17 protein-coding genes and 1 pseudogene are annotated in these 16,846 nt (G+C 57.3%); 6 read left to right on the plus strand and 12 right to left on the minus strand.

The genetic code is table 11. From position 1 onward, the window contains the following. Positions 1–93: 93 nt before the first annotated feature. The 6 genes and pseudogenes from pta to ACR3ES_RS07700 form a co-directional block, all read right to left on the minus strand. Positions 94–1,118, minus strand: a pseudogene (pta, locus tag ACR3ES_RS07675) (phosphate acetyltransferase). An 11-nt stretch (positions 1,119–1,129) separates the two neighbouring features. After that, on the minus strand, positions 1,130–2,170 hold the full coding sequence (locus tag ACR3ES_RS07680) for a YeiH family protein (protein WP_170428840.1): 1,041 nt from the start codon (positions 2,168–2,170) through the stop codon (positions 1,130–1,132). 9 nt (positions 2,171–2,179) lie between these two features. After that, positions 2,180–2,323 (minus strand): hypothetical protein, encoded by a 144-nt coding sequence (locus tag ACR3ES_RS07685; RefSeq protein WP_170428843.1) that lies wholly within the window; start codon positions 2,321–2,323, stop codon positions 2,180–2,182. 65 nt (positions 2,324–2,388) lie between these two features. Then, positions 2,389–2,766 (minus strand): hypothetical protein, encoded by a 378-nt coding sequence (locus ACR3ES_RS07690; RefSeq protein ID WP_170428846.1) that lies wholly within the window; start codon positions 2,764–2,766, stop codon positions 2,389–2,391. A 328-nt stretch (positions 2,767–3,094) separates the two neighbouring features. After that, positions 3,095–3,787 carry an MOSC domain-containing protein gene (locus tag ACR3ES_RS07695; RefSeq protein ID WP_170428850.1) on the minus strand — a complete coding sequence of 231 codons (693 nt, stop codon included), beginning with the start codon at positions 3,785–3,787 and terminating at the stop codon, positions 3,095–3,097. Then, a complete protein-coding gene (locus ACR3ES_RS07700) occupies positions 3,784–4,326 on the minus strand; it encodes a MarR family winged helix-turn-helix transcriptional regulator (RefSeq protein ID WP_170428853.1) in 543 nt (180 codons plus the stop codon). Before ACR3ES_RS07700 ends, ACR3ES_RS07695 begins: the two co-directional genes overlap by 4 nt. An 87-nt stretch (positions 4,327–4,413) precedes the next feature. Between ACR3ES_RS07700 and ACR3ES_RS07705 the strand changes: the two genes are divergently transcribed. Further along, on the plus strand, positions 4,414–5,178 hold the full coding sequence (locus ACR3ES_RS07705; protein WP_170428856.1) for a hypothetical protein: 765 nt from the start codon (positions 4,414–4,416) through the stop codon (positions 5,176–5,178). Positions 5,179–5,234: 56 nt separating this feature from the next. On the opposite strand, the gene ACR3ES_RS07710 is transcribed toward ACR3ES_RS07705, so the two are convergent. The 4 genes from ACR3ES_RS07710 to ACR3ES_RS07725 form a co-directional block, all read right to left on the minus strand. Next, complete coding sequence (locus ACR3ES_RS07710; RefSeq protein ID WP_170428858.1) at positions 5,235–6,014, minus strand: IclR family transcriptional regulator; 780 nt, start codon at positions 6,012–6,014, stop codon at positions 5,235–5,237. An 11-nt stretch (positions 6,015–6,025) separates the two neighbouring features. Beyond that, positions 6,026–7,384: a TRAP transporter large permease gene (locus ACR3ES_RS07715; RefSeq protein WP_170428861.1), complete on the minus strand. Its 1,359-nt coding sequence runs from the start codon at positions 7,382–7,384 to the stop codon at positions 6,026–6,028. Further along, positions 7,384–8,049 (minus strand): TRAP transporter small permease subunit, encoded by a 666-nt coding sequence (locus ACR3ES_RS07720; protein ID WP_170428863.1) that lies wholly within the window; start codon positions 8,047–8,049, stop codon positions 7,384–7,386. Before ACR3ES_RS07720 ends, ACR3ES_RS07715 begins: the two co-directional genes overlap by 1 nt. A gap of 67 nt (positions 8,050–8,116) precedes the next feature. Then, positions 8,117–9,355, minus strand: a complete 1,239-nt coding sequence (locus tag ACR3ES_RS07725) for a TRAP transporter substrate-binding protein (protein ID WP_170428866.1) — start codon at positions 9,353–9,355, stop codon at positions 8,117–8,119. A 108-nt stretch (positions 9,356–9,463) separates the two neighbouring features. Between ACR3ES_RS07725 and ACR3ES_RS07730 the strand changes: the two genes are divergently transcribed. Beyond that, entirely contained in the window at positions 9,464–11,059 is a 1,596-nt protein-coding gene (locus tag ACR3ES_RS07730) for a GMC family oxidoreductase N-terminal domain-containing protein (RefSeq protein ID WP_170428868.1), read from the plus strand. Between the two features lie 60 nt (positions 11,060–11,119). Further along, positions 11,120–12,334, plus strand: coding sequence for an MFS transporter (locus tag ACR3ES_RS07735; protein ID WP_480425145.1), 1,215 nt, complete (start codon positions 11,120–11,122; stop codon positions 12,332–12,334). Positions 12,335–12,354: 20 nt separating this feature from the next. Here the strand turns inward: ACR3ES_RS07735 and ACR3ES_RS07740 are convergent, their stop codons facing one another. Beyond that, complete coding sequence (locus ACR3ES_RS07740) at positions 12,355–12,972, minus strand: TetR/AcrR family transcriptional regulator (protein WP_170428874.1); 618 nt, start codon at positions 12,970–12,972, stop codon at positions 12,355–12,357. Positions 12,973–13,159: 187 nt separating this feature from the next. Here ACR3ES_RS07740 and ACR3ES_RS07745 point away from each other — a divergent pair, with 187 nt between their 5' ends. The 3 genes from ACR3ES_RS07745 (at position 13,160) to ACR3ES_RS07755 (ending at position 15,194) form a co-directional block, all read left to right on the plus strand. After that, positions 13,160–14,104, plus strand: coding sequence for a homocysteine S-methyltransferase family protein (locus ACR3ES_RS07745; RefSeq protein ID WP_170428878.1), 945 nt, complete (start codon positions 13,160–13,162; stop codon positions 14,102–14,104). A gap of 41 nt (positions 14,105–14,145) precedes the next feature. Next, the gene (locus tag ACR3ES_RS07750; RefSeq protein WP_170428881.1) at positions 14,146–14,520 is read left to right on the plus strand and encodes a hypothetical protein; all 375 of its coding nucleotides are present in this window, start codon (positions 14,146–14,148) and stop codon (positions 14,518–14,520) included. 74 nt (positions 14,521–14,594) lie between these two features. Beyond that, positions 14,595–15,194, plus strand: a complete 600-nt coding sequence (locus tag ACR3ES_RS07755) for a GNAT family N-acetyltransferase (protein ID WP_170428884.1) — start codon at positions 14,595–14,597, stop codon at positions 15,192–15,194. A gap of 244 nt (positions 15,195–15,438) precedes the next feature. Here the strand turns inward: ACR3ES_RS07755 and ACR3ES_RS07760 are convergent, their stop codons facing one another. Continuing rightward, positions 15,439–16,842 carry a S41 family peptidase gene (locus tag ACR3ES_RS07760; RefSeq protein ID WP_170428887.1) on the minus strand — a complete coding sequence of 468 codons (1,404 nt, stop codon included), beginning with the start codon at positions 16,840–16,842 and terminating at the stop codon, positions 15,439–15,441. Positions 16,843–16,846: the final 4 nt, after the last annotated feature.

Consider the following 16,846-nt stretch of genomic DNA (forward strand, 5'->3'; position numbering starts at 1 on the left):
GGGTCGATCATGCGACTCCTGAACGCCTTCCCGCCCGATCCCGAGATTGTGGGGGAAGAGAACTGGCGCGAGATGTGGAGAAGCCGGGGTGGTCTACTGATCGGGCGCCAACGCTGAATTGCGAGCCTCAGCCTGCGCGGCCGTTACTGCGATCATGTGCAGAATGTCTTCTGCAGAGCATCCCCGCGACAGATCATTGGCCGGCTTGTCGAGGCCCTGCAGAATGGGCCCGATCGCCAGCGCACCGCCGACCCGTTGTGCAATCTTGTAAGCGATATTGCCGCTTTCGAGATTTGGGAAAATGAACACGTTGGCGTTGCCCCCAGCGGCGAATCCTTGGCCTTCGCAGCCGCCACATCCGGCACAAAGGCCGCGTCAAATTGCAATTCGCCGTCGATCAGCAGGTCGGGAGCGGCCTGTTGCGCAAGCTGCGTCGCTTCGACAACTTTTGAGACGGCTGCATGGCTCGCACTGCCGCGCGTTGAAAAGGACAGCATGGCGACATGTGGAACGTCATTCACCAACGCCTTGAAACTGCCGGCGGAATCAATTGCGATCTGCGCCATTTCTTGAGCGGTGGGGTCAACAACCAGCCCGCTATCGGCAAAAATGTGGGCCCCTTTCTTGGGGTGGTGATCCTTGCAGAACATCATCAGAAAGAAGCTGGACACAAGTTTGGTGTCGGCTTTTGTGCCGATGATCTGAATGGCCGTGCGCACAATATCCGCAGTGGTTGTCGCGGCTCCGCCGACCGTGCCGTCGGCCAGCCCTTTCTTGACCATCAACGCGGCAAAGACATGTGGTTTGCGGGTTTCGCGAATGGCCTGTTCCAATGTGATGTTCTTGTGTTTGCGCAATTCGTAGAGCAGCAGAGCCAATTCATCGAAAGACGCCGACATTGCCGGGTCTTCAATCTGAATCCCGTCCCCGACCTTGGCCTTGAGAAGGGCGAATTGGCAGGCAATCAGCTCTTCATTTCCAACCAGAACAATGCGCGCTACCCCTTTTTCGCTGGCCGCCAGCGCAGCCTCAATCACGCGCGGGTCCGATCCTTCGGGAAGCACAATCGTTTTCCCGGACCGGGCCGCATTCTTGAGAAGCATTTCCAACGGTTTCATATCGATTCCTTTCAAAAATGCACGAGGTAGACACCTGCCAGAACCAATACAGCGATAAAGACTGTCTCGGCTACGATCAAGACGATGGCCTGACCTCCAACATCCAGAATGCGCTTGAGTGAGGTTTTCATCCCGACAGCCGCGATGGACACGAGCAGTGCCCATCGGCTGAGGCTTGCCATAAAGGACGAAAGCGCCTCGGGAATGAATCCGAGTGAGTTCAGTGTGGCAAAGATCAGGAACCCGACAACAAACATCGGCAGGATAGGGGGCCGTTTGCCTTCTTCGTCGCTGAATTCCGCAAAGCGCCGCACAAGGGCGGAAATGATCAGCACAACCGGAGCCAACATCGCGACCCGGATCAGCTTGACCATTGTCGCCACCTCTCCGGCCTCGTCCGACACCGAGAACCCCGCTCCGACAACCTGCGCCACGTCGTGGATGGTGCCACCCAGAAAGACGCCCGAGATCTGGTCGTCAAAGTCGAACGTCTCGGTCAGGATCGGATAAGCGATCATGGCGACCGTTGACAGTACGGTTACCGACAGAACCGTAAAGATCAGGTTGCGTTCGGAATGTTCGTTCTTGGGCAGGATCGCGGACAGTGCCATCGCGGCGGAGGCACCGCAAATTGCAACCGATCCCCCGGTCAGAACACCAAACCGCCAGCCACGCCCCAATACCCGTGCACCAAGCAGCCCGAACAGGATAGTCAGGATCACGCCCAGGATCACCACGGCGATCAGTTGCGGACCAAGGCCAACCATCAGCTCGACCGAAATCCGCGCCCCTAACAGAGCGACCCCAAAGCGCAAAACCGTTCGGGCCGTGAAGTCGATGCCTGCCTTGCATCCCCCGGCCTCTTCCTCGGCCAGAAAGTGAAAGGCGATCCCGAGCAACAGCGCCATCAACATGGCAGGTGCACCGTAGTGTTCGGATAAAAACTGGGCCGCAACCGCTACAACAACGGCGACCAGAAAGCCGCGCCCGTTTTTTTGAACGAAACCGCGCGCCCAGGACAGGGGAGACCGGGAAGCATCCAAATTCTGCATTACGTTTCCTTAGATGAGGCTTGGCTTACGTTGGCGCGCAAAAAAGAAATGCCGGGGCCAGCCACTGGCCCGCAGCGGATTTATGGATTTATTGAGCGGCCATGTTTGCCGCTGCAAAACCTTCACAAAAGCCTCCTCCGTCGTCATCTCCATAGGGTTTTCCTTGATTGCTAAGCCGCGCCGGCGATGCTTGCTTATAGAATTTTGTCTCTCAGATCTTAGCCGGCATATGCCGTACGCTGGCCCAAACGGCGGAAGAGTGTCCAGACACCGTTGCCGGGTCGCAGCGAGGTTAAGATGGCCAGATCAAACGCTTTATCTGCCTTGTGCGCAACCCGTTTGGCCACTCTTTTGTGGTCCTGTGCTGAGTGCATAACGCCCTTGCCATAGTAGCCCACCGCAGAGAAGACGTTTTGGTCCGAGTCGGGCCGTCTGTATGAACTTTTTGCCACCGGACTGTGGGCCATTTTCACATAGCCAAAGGTGAGCGTGTCGGTGTGAATACAGGTCCCGTCTGGCTCCCAAATCTCTCCGGTCTTCTCCCTGTCAAGCGTGCAGCCGCCTTGCAGTTTGTGCAGCGAGAGTCTGCGGGCCATTTGCAACCGGTGTGTCGTGTTGGTTCGTCGAACCGCAAGAGCCGCGTCGGTCGCCACAAGTCGACGCCTTTCGGGCCTGGCTTGGCGAGGAGCTTCAAGGTGGCATTCAGGCCTGATCGAGGCCTGTTCGAAACGGTACCTCGTCGCATACGGAGTGTGGCGTCTGGACGCTGAACGGTAGCATAGGCCACGATGACCCCGATCGTTGGAGGCGCGTTGCAGTCCGATAGACCGCCTTGCGCACCTCAAAGTCAGTAAGACGGTCCTGTTCAGTTGGGTAAGTCATCCTTGTTCCGACATCCCGAGCGGGGCTGATCAGATCTTCCGCTTAACCTTTGAGGCGTCTGCTGGTGTCCTCATCCCGATCACCGGACGCCATTTTTTCAAATGCAGTACGCCAACCGACGGCAAGTTCGGGCAACTGGGCCAGTATTGCGGCATCTTCGTCCGACACACGCCGCGTCAGTCGTGCGGCGGTGACCCGTTTTACAGACCAGCGGGCCTGCGGGCGCTCCACCAGTCGCACCTCATCACCAACGCCTGCCTCGCCGTGCTCGAGAATGCGGTAATACCAACCGGTTCGGCCCGTTTTCTGAAAGAGATAAGCCATACGCTTGTTCTTTGTGTGCTCGGACACTTTCCAACAAGGCTGCCGACCCTGACTGATCTGAACGGTCGCTGTCCCGAGGCGTAGGATGTCCCCGATGCACAGGGTGTCTTCGGTCATGCCATGCGTGGCGATATTCTCTCCAAACGCGGCGGGCTCGGCGTCTGGCGGGATTGCGCCTTCTGCTTTCCATGACGGGTAGTGATCTGATGCATAGTGGTGGATGGCCTTGTCCCGGCCGCCATGATTGACCAGATCGGCCTGCGCGTCGCCTACAAATCCGCTTTCGTCGATGCGCTGAGGTCCGGAGACGGCGGTTTTTCCAATAGCGGACGGGTCCCGGCCCTCCCATCTGTGCTGAACCGCCCCGAAAAAGAGGCCGTCGATCCGAGAGTAAAGGTCCGGCTTGGTCATGCGCTTTCCTGTTCATGGCAAATCTGGTTGGTTTGATGGGGTGAGAGCGAAACATTCAACAATGCGCAAAACGGACCGGCGTCACGCGTATGATGGTGAACGCAGGTTTTGCACAGCCCGAATTCGCGACCCTCGTTTTTGCGCAGTACATTTTGCAGTGCCTTCGATAGCAGGTCTTGAAACAGTTGTTGGTCTTCCGCGTCCAGTTTTGCGATTGCACCCTGTAGCGGGGCAGGTGCTTCAACCGCCTTTTGACCGGCGGGTGTCAATGCATAGCTAATTACCCGCTTGTCATGCGCTGATCGTTGTTCTGCCACATAGCCTTTTTGCAACAGCGACTTCAGCGACTGCGTGGTCGTGCCACGGGTTGTGCCCAAGTAATCCGACACATGGGACGGGCTTCGGGAAAACCGGTTGGCCCGGGACAGATACCCAAGCGCAGCGCGTTGTGTTGGGTTCAGATCTCCGTCCCATCCGGCCGCCGCGTCCAGCCTTCCCAGCCGATTGATGAGTTCACGAATTTGGATGTCTGGTGTCATGATTGGAATGTAGCGACTCGAAATTAATCTTGCAATAGTTTCGACTCGCTATTAATAGTGAGTCGAAATCATCTGAAAGGACAGATCATGAAAGTCACACGCTACCCGATTTCGGCTGCCATCGCGGTGCTCGGTACTGCCGCGCTTGCCGATGGTAATCATTCCCATAGCCATGCCCTCAATCAGCAGGGCGCCATTCTATCCGAATCGGATGCGGCGAAGGTTGCGTCTTTTGACATTCTGGCTGCGCATGTTCACCGCGCCGGCAACACCGTCACGTTTCACATGACCACCAACGGAATCGCCGGTGCCGACACGCCCGATGCGACAGGGGCAGTGGGCGGGGCAGACGTTTTCGCGTATGTCTGGCCGACATCGCTGGACCCGTCCGCTGTGGGGTTCGAAGAAGGAACCGGGGTTCTGGCGCTGGCGGCGACAAGTCACCCGGATTTCGACGACACGCCGTTGTTTGACGAAAACAACGATGGCGATCCGGCGAATGACGGTGGCGTCTGGCACAGTCACTGGGTTGTCCTGACACCGACCGAGGCATGCGGGCCTGGTGCGCTCGCCGTTCGGGACATCCCGGAAGGCGAAACACCCAAATTGCCTGCAACATGGCCGGGATTTCCGATCTTTCTCGACAGTCCCGGTTTTACGCCCTTGTTCGACGGTCCTGAGATTGCGGTCAACGCAGGCTTTCGCAGCGATGTTGAACTGGACGGGGTCGCTTATGACGGCGTGACTTCGGCGCTACGGGTCAACGCTAACATTCATGCACCTCTATTATGTGTTGTGGATCTGTTTGATGTCGCATCGGGCAATCTCAGCCTGCCGGGAAAGATCGAGTAGGCAGGCGCCGGGCTGCCTAGTCTATGGCAGGGTTCAACCGGCCTTGGGTCCAAGGATCAATCGGCTAACAGGCTGGAAAGCTTTCGGGCACCCTGACGCAGAGTGTCCAGAAATTGCATCAGCCCGTCCACGTCATGGCGTTGCACCGGCGCGTGAACCGACAGTGTGGCGACAAGCCGCTCGCGACCGTCCAGGATCGGCACCGCGATGGCCGTCATGCCGGACATGAACTCCTCGTCATCGGTAGAATACCCGTTGCGGGACACCCGGTGAATTTCATTGCGCACCGCGTCGGGTGCGGTCAGGGTCTGCGTAGTGTGGGCGTGAAGTTTCCGGGCCGACAGGTAGCCGTCCAGCGTCTTGTTCCTGAGTGTAGACAAGTACATTTTTCCGCTGGCCGTGCAGTGAAACGGCACCTGCGTCCCAATGGGGAGCTGAATCCGCAGCGGCCATTTGGTTTCCACCCGGTCGAGATAGATCATGCCTTCGCGGTCCGGGATGGCCAGATTGCAGGTTTCGCCGATGTCATCCGCAACCCCACGCAGGATCGCAAGCCGTGCGGTGCGCAGGTGTTCCGCAGACATCGTGTTGACCGAAAGCTGACGCAACCGCGGACCCGGGCCATAGGAACGACCGTCGAGATCGCGTTGCAGAAAACCTTCGGCCTCGGCTGTTTGAAGCAGCCTGTGAACGGTTGGCTTGGCCAGTCCCAGCGACTCGATCAGATCGGACGGTTTGACCGCAACGCCCCGCCTTGCGACCTCTTCCAGGATCAGAAGCAATCGCAGGTTGGTTGGGATCTGAGTCTCTCTCGCTGGTGCGTCCGTGTCGGCCATCCGGCTACATTCTATTTGTTTGGCAACAGGATCAAGGCCAGATCAGGCACGAGCGAAACAAGGATCCAAACAGACAGCAACGCCGCAAGATAAGGCACCGTGTACCTGAGCAACCGGAAGTAAGGAACGCCGGTTACACCCGATGCAACATAGAGGTTGAGGCCATAGGGCGGCGTGATGAACCCGATAGAAGCCCCGACAAGGAAGATCACCGAGAAGTGGATCGGATCGATGCCGACCGAGGCCGCAATCGGCGCAAGGATTGGAGCGAGGATGATCGTAACCGGCAGGCTTTCCAGAACCATGCCCGAGAAGAAGACGATCACCATCGAGGTAAACAGCACCGCGTGGTAGCCACCCATTGATGTCACGAAGTTCCCGATGGTCTCCTGCGCCCCCAAAAGTGACAGGATTTGCTGCATCACCACGGAAATGGCGATGAGCGGCGCAAGAATACCAGTGATCTGGGCTGAGCGGATGACAATTGAGGGAATCTCGGGGATCGTAAACCCTTCGACAACGAACATTTCGGCATAGCTTTTCTCGGTCGGCGGAATGTCGTTGCGCGCGCCCATGATCCGGTTGATCGGGTAGCTGACAAGACCGGCGATCACACAGAAGCCCACAGTCACGCCCGCTGCTTCGGTTGGGGAAAACTTGCCTGTGTAAATGCCCCAAAGAACGAGCCCGATTGCAAAGAACCCGAGCCACGCGCCAAATGCAGTCTTCAGAACCCGGTTCAGCTGTAGCGGGATCAGATGGCCCCAGCCGTTCATGCGACAGATGATCCAGCAGGCGAATTGCATGCCAAAGACCATTAGCGCGCCGGGCAGGATGCCCGCGACAAACAGTTCGGAAATCGGCAGGTTCATCAGGAAGCCATAAACAATGAAGATAATGGAGGGTGGGATGATAATCCCGACCGTACCACCGGCGGCGGCGGTCGCCGCACTAAAGCGTTCGTCATATCCGCCTTTGACCATTTCGGGATGCAGCATCGAGCCGATGGTCGCGGTTGTGGCCGAGTTCGAGCCCGAGATCGCGGCAAACAGGCCGCAGGCACCCAATGACGCCATTGCCAGCCCGCCGCGTATCCATCCCAGACAGGCATAGGCAAAGTCGCTGAGCCTGCGCGCAATGCCCGACTTGTTAATCAAGTCTCCGGTCAGAATAAACAGCGGCATCGCCAGCAGCGCGAACCCCTTGTTGAAGACGTTCAGAAGCTCAGCGCCCATATTGTCCAGTGTCAGGCCCAAAACGAACGAGCAGCCGATGACCCAGTACCCGATGACCAGCAGCACCGGCACACCCAGCATGAACAGAAACGTGACCCCCAGCGAGATCAGTGTGACCATGGTTCCGTCTGTCATCAGTCTGCCCCGATCACGGCTTGCTTGATCATAGGCTCGCCGGTTCTAAAGTTATGGAGGTCGTCGGCCAGGTTCTGAAACACCCGCCCGACCATGAGAAAAAAGGACAACGGCGCTGCCAGCAGGAACCACCATTGCATAATGTTGTCGGTTCCCAGAACGATCTGGAAATTCGACGCGGACAAGGCCACCAGTCGAGATGTCGTCACGATCACGATCACAGCGAAGGTAAACCAAAGGACGGCATCCAGGATCAGGCAGGCCAACTGGCCCCCGCGCGGCATTGAGGTGCGGAACTCGCTAAAACTCAGATGGGTGCGCAGGCGAACATTGTAGGACGCGCCGAACCACGCCATCACCATGAACAGAAGCGGCGGAATGGTTGTTGACCATGGCTCCTGATCGTTAAACACGAAACGGTCGATGACACCCCAAAAGATGATCAGGGCAATGGCCAAGTAGGAATACACCATGACCGAGCGTTCAAGGTGACGTTCGATGAACGGAGAGGCCCGGTAGATCATCATCACTGCGAATCCGCCCAAAGCCGCAACTGTGGTTCCGACGACCCATGTTGCGTCAGAGCGCAAAGCGGATTGGATCTCGAATGAATCCTGGCTCAATAATGCGCTGAAAATGGCGCCGACATCTGCCCAAAACGACATGAACCCCGTCCTCCCAGTCGGTGTTTAGCGGAACCGGCCCGCGTGGGGCCGGTTCTGTATGATTGTATCAGGCCTGGCCCATCCACCAACGGCGCGGTTCGACATTTTCCGGCAGTGTGTCTGCGGGAATCTCGCGCGCGATGTCGTAGATCTCCTGATACGTATCGATGCCACCGGCCCAATTGTTCAGCCGCTCGCGCCATTCCGCCCAGGGTTCGGGGTTGTAGTTGGGCGCACACATTTCCTCGGCCAGTTTGATCTGATCGTCTGCCAGGAATGCAGCGCGTACGCCGTTTTCCGCGAAGATCGTGTTGGGCAGCTGAGGGTCTGAGAACCCAACCGTGTTCAGCAGGGCCGCCTCGTTGGCACCCTGGATCAGGGCCTGCGTGAAGTAGGACGACTCCATGACCGCGTCCTGCAGATCACCACCGAGCCCGTCAAAGACCTTGGCCGACATCGATGTATGTTCGGTGCCGCAGAAGAACTTGAGGTTCACGGACTGTGAGACAACGGGCGCCATGTTGGCATAAGCCACAGCCGAGGCCCAGGTTTCGGCCCCGTCGATCAGACCTGTCTTCAGGGCGTCGAGGGTTTCTTCCCAAGCCACCGGAACCGGGTTCAGGTTCAGCAGCTGCATTGCGATCCTGCCCAGCTGGGTGCCGGTCACGCGGTTTTTGGTGCCAAACAGCTCTTCCAGTTTGGTGACCGTCGGCTTGTCCTCAAAAGTTGAACCCATTTGCAGGCCGCGCAGCTCACAATGGGTGAACAGGAACTTGAGACCATGCCGCTTTTCGAGGGGCTCACGCAGGATGCGCTGACTGGCGGGGTGATAGAAGAAGTAGTATTGTGCCGCGCGGCTGGGGAACATGTAGGCATAGTCCAGAACATTCAGATACGGTGCCCCACCTGCCGAGTTCTGCGTCGATGCCGCATAGATATCGACGATTCCCTGCTGGGTTTTTTCGACACAGCTGAGCTGTCCGCAGATCTGGTTGTCGCCGATGAATTCGATGCGAATCTCGCCATCCGTGCGCTCTTCGAGATCGCGCGCAAATTCAATTGCACCGGCCCGCTCAATCAAAAGGTTTCTTGTATTGAACCCCGATGCGCCAAATTTCAGCGTATGTTTCGGTTCCTTTGAGAACCGTTTTTCATAAGTGGATTCTGCGGCTTGCGCCAGATTGGCGAGGCTCATTGCGCCCCCAAATCCGCCTGCGGCCAACAGCGTGGAACTCATGCCATAGCGACCCGCAACACGGAAAAAATCTCGCCGCGAAATACCACTTAGTTTTCGACCGATCTCCATTGCTTACCTCCCGTTTCGCAATTATTGAGACGTTTTGTATCAAAAAATGCTAGTATAGTTCTGGCAATTTGCATAGAGTTTTTTCAAGGCGTTTGGGAGGAGACAGTCATGGAGGTAGATTATGCAGTTGTCGGAGCCGGTTCTTCGGGCTGTGTCATCGCCAATCGGCTGAGCGCCGATCCCAATACATCCGTTGCACTGCTCGAAGCCGGTGGGCGCGATACCAACCCGTGGATTCACATTCCGGTCGGGTATTTTAAGACAATGCACAATCCGTCGGTTGACTGGTGTTATCGCACCGAACCCGATCCGGGCCTGAATGGCCGGTCGATTGACTGGCCCCGCGGCAAAGTCCTTGGTGGGTCCTCGTCGCTGAATGGTCTTCTGTATGTTCGCGGGCAAAAAGAGGATTACGACCGCTGGCGGCAGATGGGAAACGTCGGCTGGGGCTGGGACGATGTGTTGCCCCTGTTCAAACGCAGCGAAGATCAGGAGCGCGGTGAGGACGAATTTCACGGCGTTGGTGGCCCGCTGTCCGTTTCGAACATGCGTATTCAACGCCCGATCTGTGATGCCTGGGTCGCTGCCGCACAGGCGGCGGGCTATCCGTTCAATCCCGACTACAACGGGGCTGATCAGGAAGGGGTGGGGTACTTTCAGCTCACCACGCGAAACGGACGCCGGTGCAGTTCCGCCGTCGCCTACCTCAAGCCGATCCGCAACCGTCAGAATCTGAGTATCATCACCAATGCGTTGGTGACGCGAGTGGCGATGGACGGGAAAAAGGCGACGGGACTGGTCTATCGCGACCGGTCCGGTGCCGAGAAAACACTGACGGTGCGCCGTGAGATCATCCTGTCCGGTGGCGCGATCAACTCGCCTCAAATCCTGATGCTGTCGGGGATCGGAGACCCGGATCATCTGAAGGAAAACGGCATCGAACCGGTCCACGCGCTGCCCGGCGTCGGGAAAGGGTTACAGGACCATCTGCAGGCGCGGCTTGTCTTCAAATGCAACGAACCGACATTGAATGACGAGGTGCGCAGCCTCTTTAACCAGGCGCGGATCGCCCTGAAATACGCGCTGTTCCGGGCAGGCCCCATGACGATGGCAGCCAGTCTGGCGACCGGGTTTCTGAAAACGCGGCCCGGCGTGGAAACGCCCGATATCCAGTTCCACGTTCAGCCCTGGTCCGCAGACAGCCCGGGTGAAGGCGTGCATCCGTTTTCGGCCTTCACCATGTCGGTCTGCCAATTGCGGCCGGAAAGCAGGGGCGAGTTGCGTCTGAACAGTCCGGATCCATCGGAACACGTCAAAATCGTTCCCAATTACCTGTCGACGGAAACTGACTGCAGAACAATTGTCGACGGTGTCAACATCGCGCGCAAGATCGCCAAGCATAATCCGTTGGCATCGAAGATTTCGACCGAATTCCGGCCCACGTCTGACCTGTCTTGCGACGATTACGAAGGCACGCTGGACTGGGCGCGATCCAATTCGGTCTCGATCTACCATCCGACCGGAACCTGTGCGATGGGGACGTCAAACGGAGCGGTCGTTGACCCCAGCCTCAAGGTGCACGGTATCCAGAACCTGCGGGTTGCTGATTGCTCCATCATGCCTGAGATCGTAAGCGGGAATACCAACGCACCGGCGATCATGATCGGAGAAAAAGCCAGCGAATTGCTAGCCGCCGACAAGTGAATCTAGACGCCGGTCGAGTTTAGACTTGCCAGTCCGGCAATTCACGTGTCGGTTATCCGCATGAAGTTTAACGGCCCATATCTTTTTATTCTGGCGACCCTGATGATCGATGCCATCGGAATTGGCATCGTGTTTCCCATTATGCCCGATTTGATGGATCGGGTAGGCGCCGACAGCACTGCCCAAGGGGCGTTGTGGGGCGGGATCATGATGTCGGCCTATGCAGCAGCCATGTTTCTATTTGGTCCCATTGTCGGCAGCCTTTCTGATGCTTATGGACGCCGACCGATCCTGATTGCGGCTCTGGTCACCCTGACAATCGACTATGTCATTATGGCGTTGGCGCAAACCTACTGGGTCTTGCTTGCGGGTCGGATTCTCGCCGGTATGGCTGGGGCCACATACATCACCGCAACGGCATACATCGCCGACATTTCCGCGCCCGAAGAGCGTGGGGCGCGGTTTGGCATGATCGGCGCTGCCTTCGGCATTGGTTTTGTCCTGGGTCCGGCTCTGGGCGGCGTTGCGTCGGGCTGGCACATCACGGCACCGTTCTGGATCGCGGCCCTCTTGTCGGCGCTGAACGTGGCGTTTGGTGTCTTTGTTCTTCCGGAGTCACTGAAGAAAGAGAACCGACGCCCCTTTGGCAAGAGAGACCTCAATCCACTTGGCAGCATCATACGGGCCTTTTTGGTGCCCGGTCTTGCCATTCCGCTGATCTGTATCTTTGTCTTTGAGTTCGCAAACATGGTCTACCCGACGCTCTGGGCCTTTTGGGGGCGAGAAGTCTTTGGCTGGGACGGGTTTACCATCGGGCTGACCCTGTCGGCGTACGGTGTCCTGATTGCCGTGGTTCAGGCCGGCGTTCTTCCGCAGTTGACCCGGCATTTCGGAGATTATCGAACCCTGCTTTTTGCCATATTCGCGGCTATTGTCGGCATGGTTGGTTATGGGATCTCTACCACGGTTCTGGCGGTGGCCATCTTCCTGCCGGTTGCTGCCCTTTCGGACATGGCGCCGCCGCTGATGACCGCATTTGCGGCCAATCGGGTGGGCGAGGATCAGCAGGGGCTGGTTCAGGGCGTGATCGCGTCGCTCTCGGCGGTCGCCGCCGTTGCGGCACCACTGGCGCTGACGGGTGTCTTTGAACATTTCGTCAGCGGCGACAGTATTTACCTGCCCGGAGCACCCTTCCTGCTGGGAGCTTTGATGGTTGCGGCCATTCTGCCGCTGATCCTGCGCCTGCGATCTCAGGAGCCGATTGTTCAAAACTGAATACGGTATCCGGTTGAGCGTTAATTGGGTTTCGAACTAAACAGCAGCTTCAGGTAGGTGCGAAACAGCATGATCTGTTCCGAGGCATTGTTGTGTTCCCGCAAGGCGCGCTGCAGAACCAAGCCGCCTTCCACCACACCGGACACCATGTCACCCAGGGCGTCCATGTTTACTGGCTCTCTGGGCTCGTAGATCTCGGCGATGTCTTCGAACATGCCGCGAAACCGCTTGCGCCACCCAAGAATGGCCTGCCGGTTCAGTTCCCGCACGCCTTCATCGAAGAGCCGGTCTTGATAGGCCGTTGAAGCGATCACGCATCCGGGGTGGCCGGTAGGCATTTCTTCGAGCATCTCGGCGAGAAGCTTCAGGCCGATCAACATGCAGTGCAACGGATCGTCGTTCAGTTCCCGTGCCCGCGCAAACAGGTCGTCATACAACGCGTTTTCGACCTCAATGTACCGCTCCAGCATGGCCCGGGCCAAAGCGTTCTTGTCCTTGAAGTGATAGAAAAACCCGCCGCGCGAAATCTCGGCCCCCGCAACGATTTCCTCGATCGAAGTTGCCTCGAACCCTTTTTCCAGAACGGCCGCCTCGGCAATGTCGAGGATTCGGCTTCGAGTATCCACTTTCTGGTCCATGGTCTGTTCCTGACTGTACTGTGAGTCCAGTTGGCAGCTCCCAACCAGACTGCAATCGCGCGGCGAACAAGCTTAGCCGCTGAAAATACGTCAAAAAAGGATTCCGCACAACCGGACCACGCGGCAACTATCAGCCGAACATGATCTGAGGCTATGCCCTTCGCATCAACACAAGAGGATTGGTTTGATGCGGATTCAACAGCTTATTGATACACGCCGTTTCTTTCTCTCGGACGGAGGGCTTGAGACATTTTTAATTTTTGACAAAGGCTACGATCTGCCCTGTTTTTCGGCGGCCGTGCTTTTAGACACCGCGCAAGGGCGGGCCGACTTGAAAGCATACTTTGAGAAATTCATTGGCATCGCCCGGCAGTCTGGCCGTGGTTTTGTCATGGATGCGCCAACCTGGCGCGCGGGAACGGCGTGGGCCGGTCCGTTGGGTCAAACCGTTCTGGACGTTATGGAAACGAACAGACGGGCTGTCGAATTCGTCTCGGGTCTGCGTCGCGAGCATGAAACCGAAGATCTGCCGATCCTGATCAACGGGTTGGTTGGTCCGGCCGGTGACGCCTATGCCCCGGACACTTTGATTTCCCCGCAGGATGCGTTGGTGATCCATGCGCCTCAAATTCACGAGTTGGGCGAGGCCGGTGTGGATATGATCAGTGCAATGACACTGACTCATGCGGGCGAAGCGATCGGCATCGTGCGGGCCGCGCAGGACATTGATGTTCCCGTGGTGATCGCCTTCACATTGGAAACCGATGGGTGCCTGCCATCCGGCCAGCCGCTTGGCGATGCAATTGCCGAGGTTGACGCCGCCACAAACGGCGGCCCGATCTACTACATGATCAATTGCGCCCATCCGGACCATTTCCGCGATGTGCTGGACACGGATGCGGACTGGGTTCTGCGGATTGGTGGTATCCGGTCAAACGCCTCGCGGATGAGCCACGCAGAACTGGACAAGGCCGAGACGCTGGATGACGGCGATCCGGTTGAGCTGGGCCAATTGAACGCAGAGCTTCTGACGCTCCTCCCGAACATCCGGGTGATCGGCGGTTGCTGTGGCACCGATCATCGGCATGTGCACTGCATTGCCGGGCACGATCACGCTCGGCCTGCGGCCTGATGTTTTTGTGAACCAAGCTCTCAGTTCAAAGGAAACCACAAATGTTAAAATCTTTGTTTATATCGTCTGCACTGGTACTGTCTCTGACCGATTTTGCTCCGGTCTACGCGTCACTGGCCTTTGACTGGCCGAGAACCACACGCGCGACCGGAGCCTATTCTGAAGACACCAGTGGTAGGGTTCAGACTATGCTTGGGTTCCGCGAAGAGATGACGGTCAATGTCTCATTCCGCATTCAGGAGGAGGTACGTGACGAGGTCGCGTTTGAACCCAATGAGACGGGTTCGTCTGGTGAACCCGTGCTGGGCACACCGGTGGTCGGCGATCCCAAGACAGATGAGTTCGATGATTTGGAATGGGACTCCGGCGTTCCGGTCGGGCCGATTTTCGACATCGATCCCAGGTCGTCACAGTAGCTGATGACGTTGACGGTCAGACGGCATCCCGCCTGACCTTACCAAATCTTTCAAACTGTATAAGGATATCCTAGATGAATATTCGTTCGTTGCCGAGCATACGTCAGGCCACTGCGCAAGACGCCCGATCTTTGGCCAAACTGATCGACATTGCGGGGGAGGGCATCCCGAATTGGCTTTGGAGCCAACAGTGCAGCGCGGGGCAAACAGCTTTGGATGTTGGCGTCGAAAGGGCGCAGAGGCCTGAAGGCGGATTTTCCTACACCAATGCGATGATAGCCGAACAAGACGGTACGCCTTTGGGCATGGTGTTGAGTTATCCGATTGATGCAGCACCTGAGGATGATCCTGACGATCTGCCCGCGCCTATTGCGCCCTTTGTCGCGTTAGAAAAGCTGTCCGTCGATACGTGGTACATCAACGCCCTTGCAGTCTTCGCGGGACAGCGTGGAACCGGAACCGGTACGCGCCTTTTACAGGCGGCGGAGGATCTCGCCGTATCCAACGGTTCGGCGGCGATGAGCATTCAGGTTTATGGTCAAAACACCGGAGCGGTCCGGCTTTATCATCGGCTGGGTTATGAACAGGTGGCCATGGCACCGGTCCGCGAACATCCCTGTCAGCCCTATTACACGGGCGACGTATTGTTGCTGATCAAAGCTCTGAACCGCTGAAGCGGCGGTGCAGTCATGAGTATGTGGAGGGTTTATCTGGCGGTTTCCAGTACCGGCTTTTCCATGAGAAGCGTGCTTTTGAAGCGCTGTGCTAATTCGAGGAAATGAACTCTGATTGCTGGCTATCCGTCGAGTTTTCGGTCACGATCCGGACGTGATCGCAATTAGCAAGCTGGATCTCAAAGGCCCTTGCAGTCGTGGTACATCACACAACGGCAAGGGCCTGTTTGAGGTTCCTGAACGGCTACTGTTCCACGACCGATCGGTCAGCGATCAGATCAACCACCGTGGCCACTGCAGTAGGGTGGCCTGCAGTCAGTTTTTCGACAGGAAAGATATCCATTGTGACATCTGGTTCGATCCCAATTCCGTCCCAGGTGTTTCCGTTGTGATCGAAATACATCTCGTTGGACAGCCCGAGAACCCAGCCGTTCGGCAGCACCTTTTCCAACACACCCGCGACCGCCCCGTTTGTTGAGGTGCCAACATGTGTGACATTCGGGAGGGCGCGCATCGCCATGGTCAGAACTTCTGCCGAGCCCCGCGTCAGTTCTGACGTCAGCACATAAACCGGACCTTCAAAGCGGCTTCGGGCGGAGGCGGGCACTGTAACATCCGTTCTGGCGTTGCCGGAGAAATCGAGGGTCTGCTTAGAATATGCTGAAAAATCCTCTTCTGCGAACCGGCTGGCGATAATGGATGCGGCTTCATCCGTTCCACCCGTGTTTGTGCTGAGATCCAGAATCACAGCCTTGGCTCCGGCATCCTTTAGGTCGGCGATGACTTGATCGAGCGCGGCGTTCAGCGGTTCCGCATCACGAAACGCGCCGTTGATTCCGCTACCGGCAAATCCGAACAAGTACCGGATGGCCACGTATCCGGTTGTATCCGACACCATGCCGTACTGGATCAGGTCATTGCCGACCGCCGCACCTTGGTTGTTCAGCACGGATGCGATGACGTTGTCCTGCCAATGCACATTTGCAAAATCAAAGTCGGGCGGGATTTGACCCTCTGACTTGGCGCGCTCAACGGCGTCGCCCAAGGCATAGTCACGCGAGATGAAAACCCGAAAGCTTCCGTCGACGTTGCCCCTTAAGGTCAATCGTGCGTCTTCGATGTCTGCGATCATTCCAGTGAACAGCTCGAATAGGTCAGACTGTTTCATATCTGGCGTAACCGTTGCGCGCGCCTCTTCCACCGTCTTGCTCCAGTCGACGCCGTAGAGATCAAAGAGTTTGTAGTGCTCGGACAAAAACCCGTTGAATGCTTCGAACACGGCTTGTGGGTCCTGGATCTGTTTTGTGTCGCAGATGCCAGGCAGGGTTTCGATCCGTCTGGCGGTGATCTGATGTACATTATCCGACAGGGTGAATTTTAGCTGGTCCCCGCTGGGGTTCAGCGACGCATTATGGCGTTGTGCCAAGGTCGACGGGCTGTCCGGGAACGTCGAGTTAAAGACGCAGACGCCGGGTGCAGTGTCAAACACGCGGACCTCGGTCTCTGACACATCGAGGATCCAGCCATACCCATCGGTTTCCCAGACTCCAACCAGTTGGTCGCCCGCAGGCACACTGCTCCGTTGCGCCAGCACTGACGGCGCTGCCATTGCGCCCAGTGCGGTGACTAAAGTGTAAATCGCTTTCATGAAG

The organism is Ruegeria sp. B1 (genome assembly GCF_056535885.1).

Excerpts from the sequence above, each read along its gene's own strand:
- ACR3ES_RS07680 (WP_170428840.1), bottom strand. The coding sequence starts at position 2,170 with ATGCAGAATTTGGATGCTTCCCGGTCTCCCCTGTCCTGGGCGCGCGGT.
- ACR3ES_RS07685 (WP_170428843.1), bottom strand. The coding sequence starts at position 2,323 with ATGGAGATGACGACGGAGGAGGCTTTTGTGAAGGTTTTGCAGCGGCAA.
- ACR3ES_RS07690 (WP_170428846.1), bottom strand. The coding sequence starts at position 2,766 with ATGGCCCGCAGACTCTCGCTGCACAAACTGCAAGGCGGCTGCACGCTT.
- ACR3ES_RS07695 (WP_170428850.1), bottom strand. The coding sequence starts at position 3,787 with ATGACCAAGCCGGACCTTTACTCTCGGATCGACGGCCTCTTTTTCGGG.
- ACR3ES_RS07700 (WP_170428853.1), bottom strand. The coding sequence starts at position 4,326 with ATGACACCAGACATCCAAATTCGTGAACTCATCAATCGGCTGGGAAGG.
- ACR3ES_RS07705 (WP_170428856.1), top strand. The coding sequence starts at position 4,414 with ATGAAAGTCACACGCTACCCGATTTCGGCTGCCATCGCGGTGCTCGGT.
- ACR3ES_RS07710 (WP_170428858.1), bottom strand. The coding sequence starts at position 6,014 with ATGGCCGACACGGACGCACCAGCGAGAGAGACTCAGATCCCAACCAAC.
- ACR3ES_RS07715 (WP_170428861.1), bottom strand. The coding sequence starts at position 7,384 with ATGACAGACGGAACCATGGTCACACTGATCTCGCTGGGGGTCACGTTT.
- ACR3ES_RS07720 (WP_170428863.1), bottom strand. The coding sequence starts at position 8,049 with ATGTCGTTTTGGGCAGATGTCGGCGCCATTTTCAGCGCATTATTGAGC.
- ACR3ES_RS07725 (WP_170428866.1), bottom strand. The coding sequence starts at position 9,355 with ATGGAGATCGGTCGAAAACTAAGTGGTATTTCGCGGCGAGATTTTTTC.
- ACR3ES_RS07730 (WP_170428868.1), top strand. The coding sequence starts at position 9,464 with ATGGAGGTAGATTATGCAGTTGTCGGAGCCGGTTCTTCGGGCTGTGTC.
- ACR3ES_RS07735 (WP_480425145.1), top strand. The coding sequence starts at position 11,120 with ATGAAGTTTAACGGCCCATATCTTTTTATTCTGGCGACCCTGATGATC.
- ACR3ES_RS07740 (WP_170428874.1), bottom strand. The coding sequence starts at position 12,972 with ATGGACCAGAAAGTGGATACTCGAAGCCGAATCCTCGACATTGCCGAG.
- ACR3ES_RS07745 (WP_170428878.1), top strand. The coding sequence starts at position 13,160 with ATGCGGATTCAACAGCTTATTGATACACGCCGTTTCTTTCTCTCGGAC.
- ACR3ES_RS07750 (WP_170428881.1), top strand. The coding sequence starts at position 14,146 with ATGTTAAAATCTTTGTTTATATCGTCTGCACTGGTACTGTCTCTGACC.
- ACR3ES_RS07755 (WP_170428884.1), top strand. The coding sequence starts at position 14,595 with ATGAATATTCGTTCGTTGCCGAGCATACGTCAGGCCACTGCGCAAGAC.
- ACR3ES_RS07760 (WP_170428887.1), bottom strand. The coding sequence starts at position 16,842 with ATGAAAGCGATTTACACTTTAGTCACCGCACTGGGCGCAATGGCAGCG.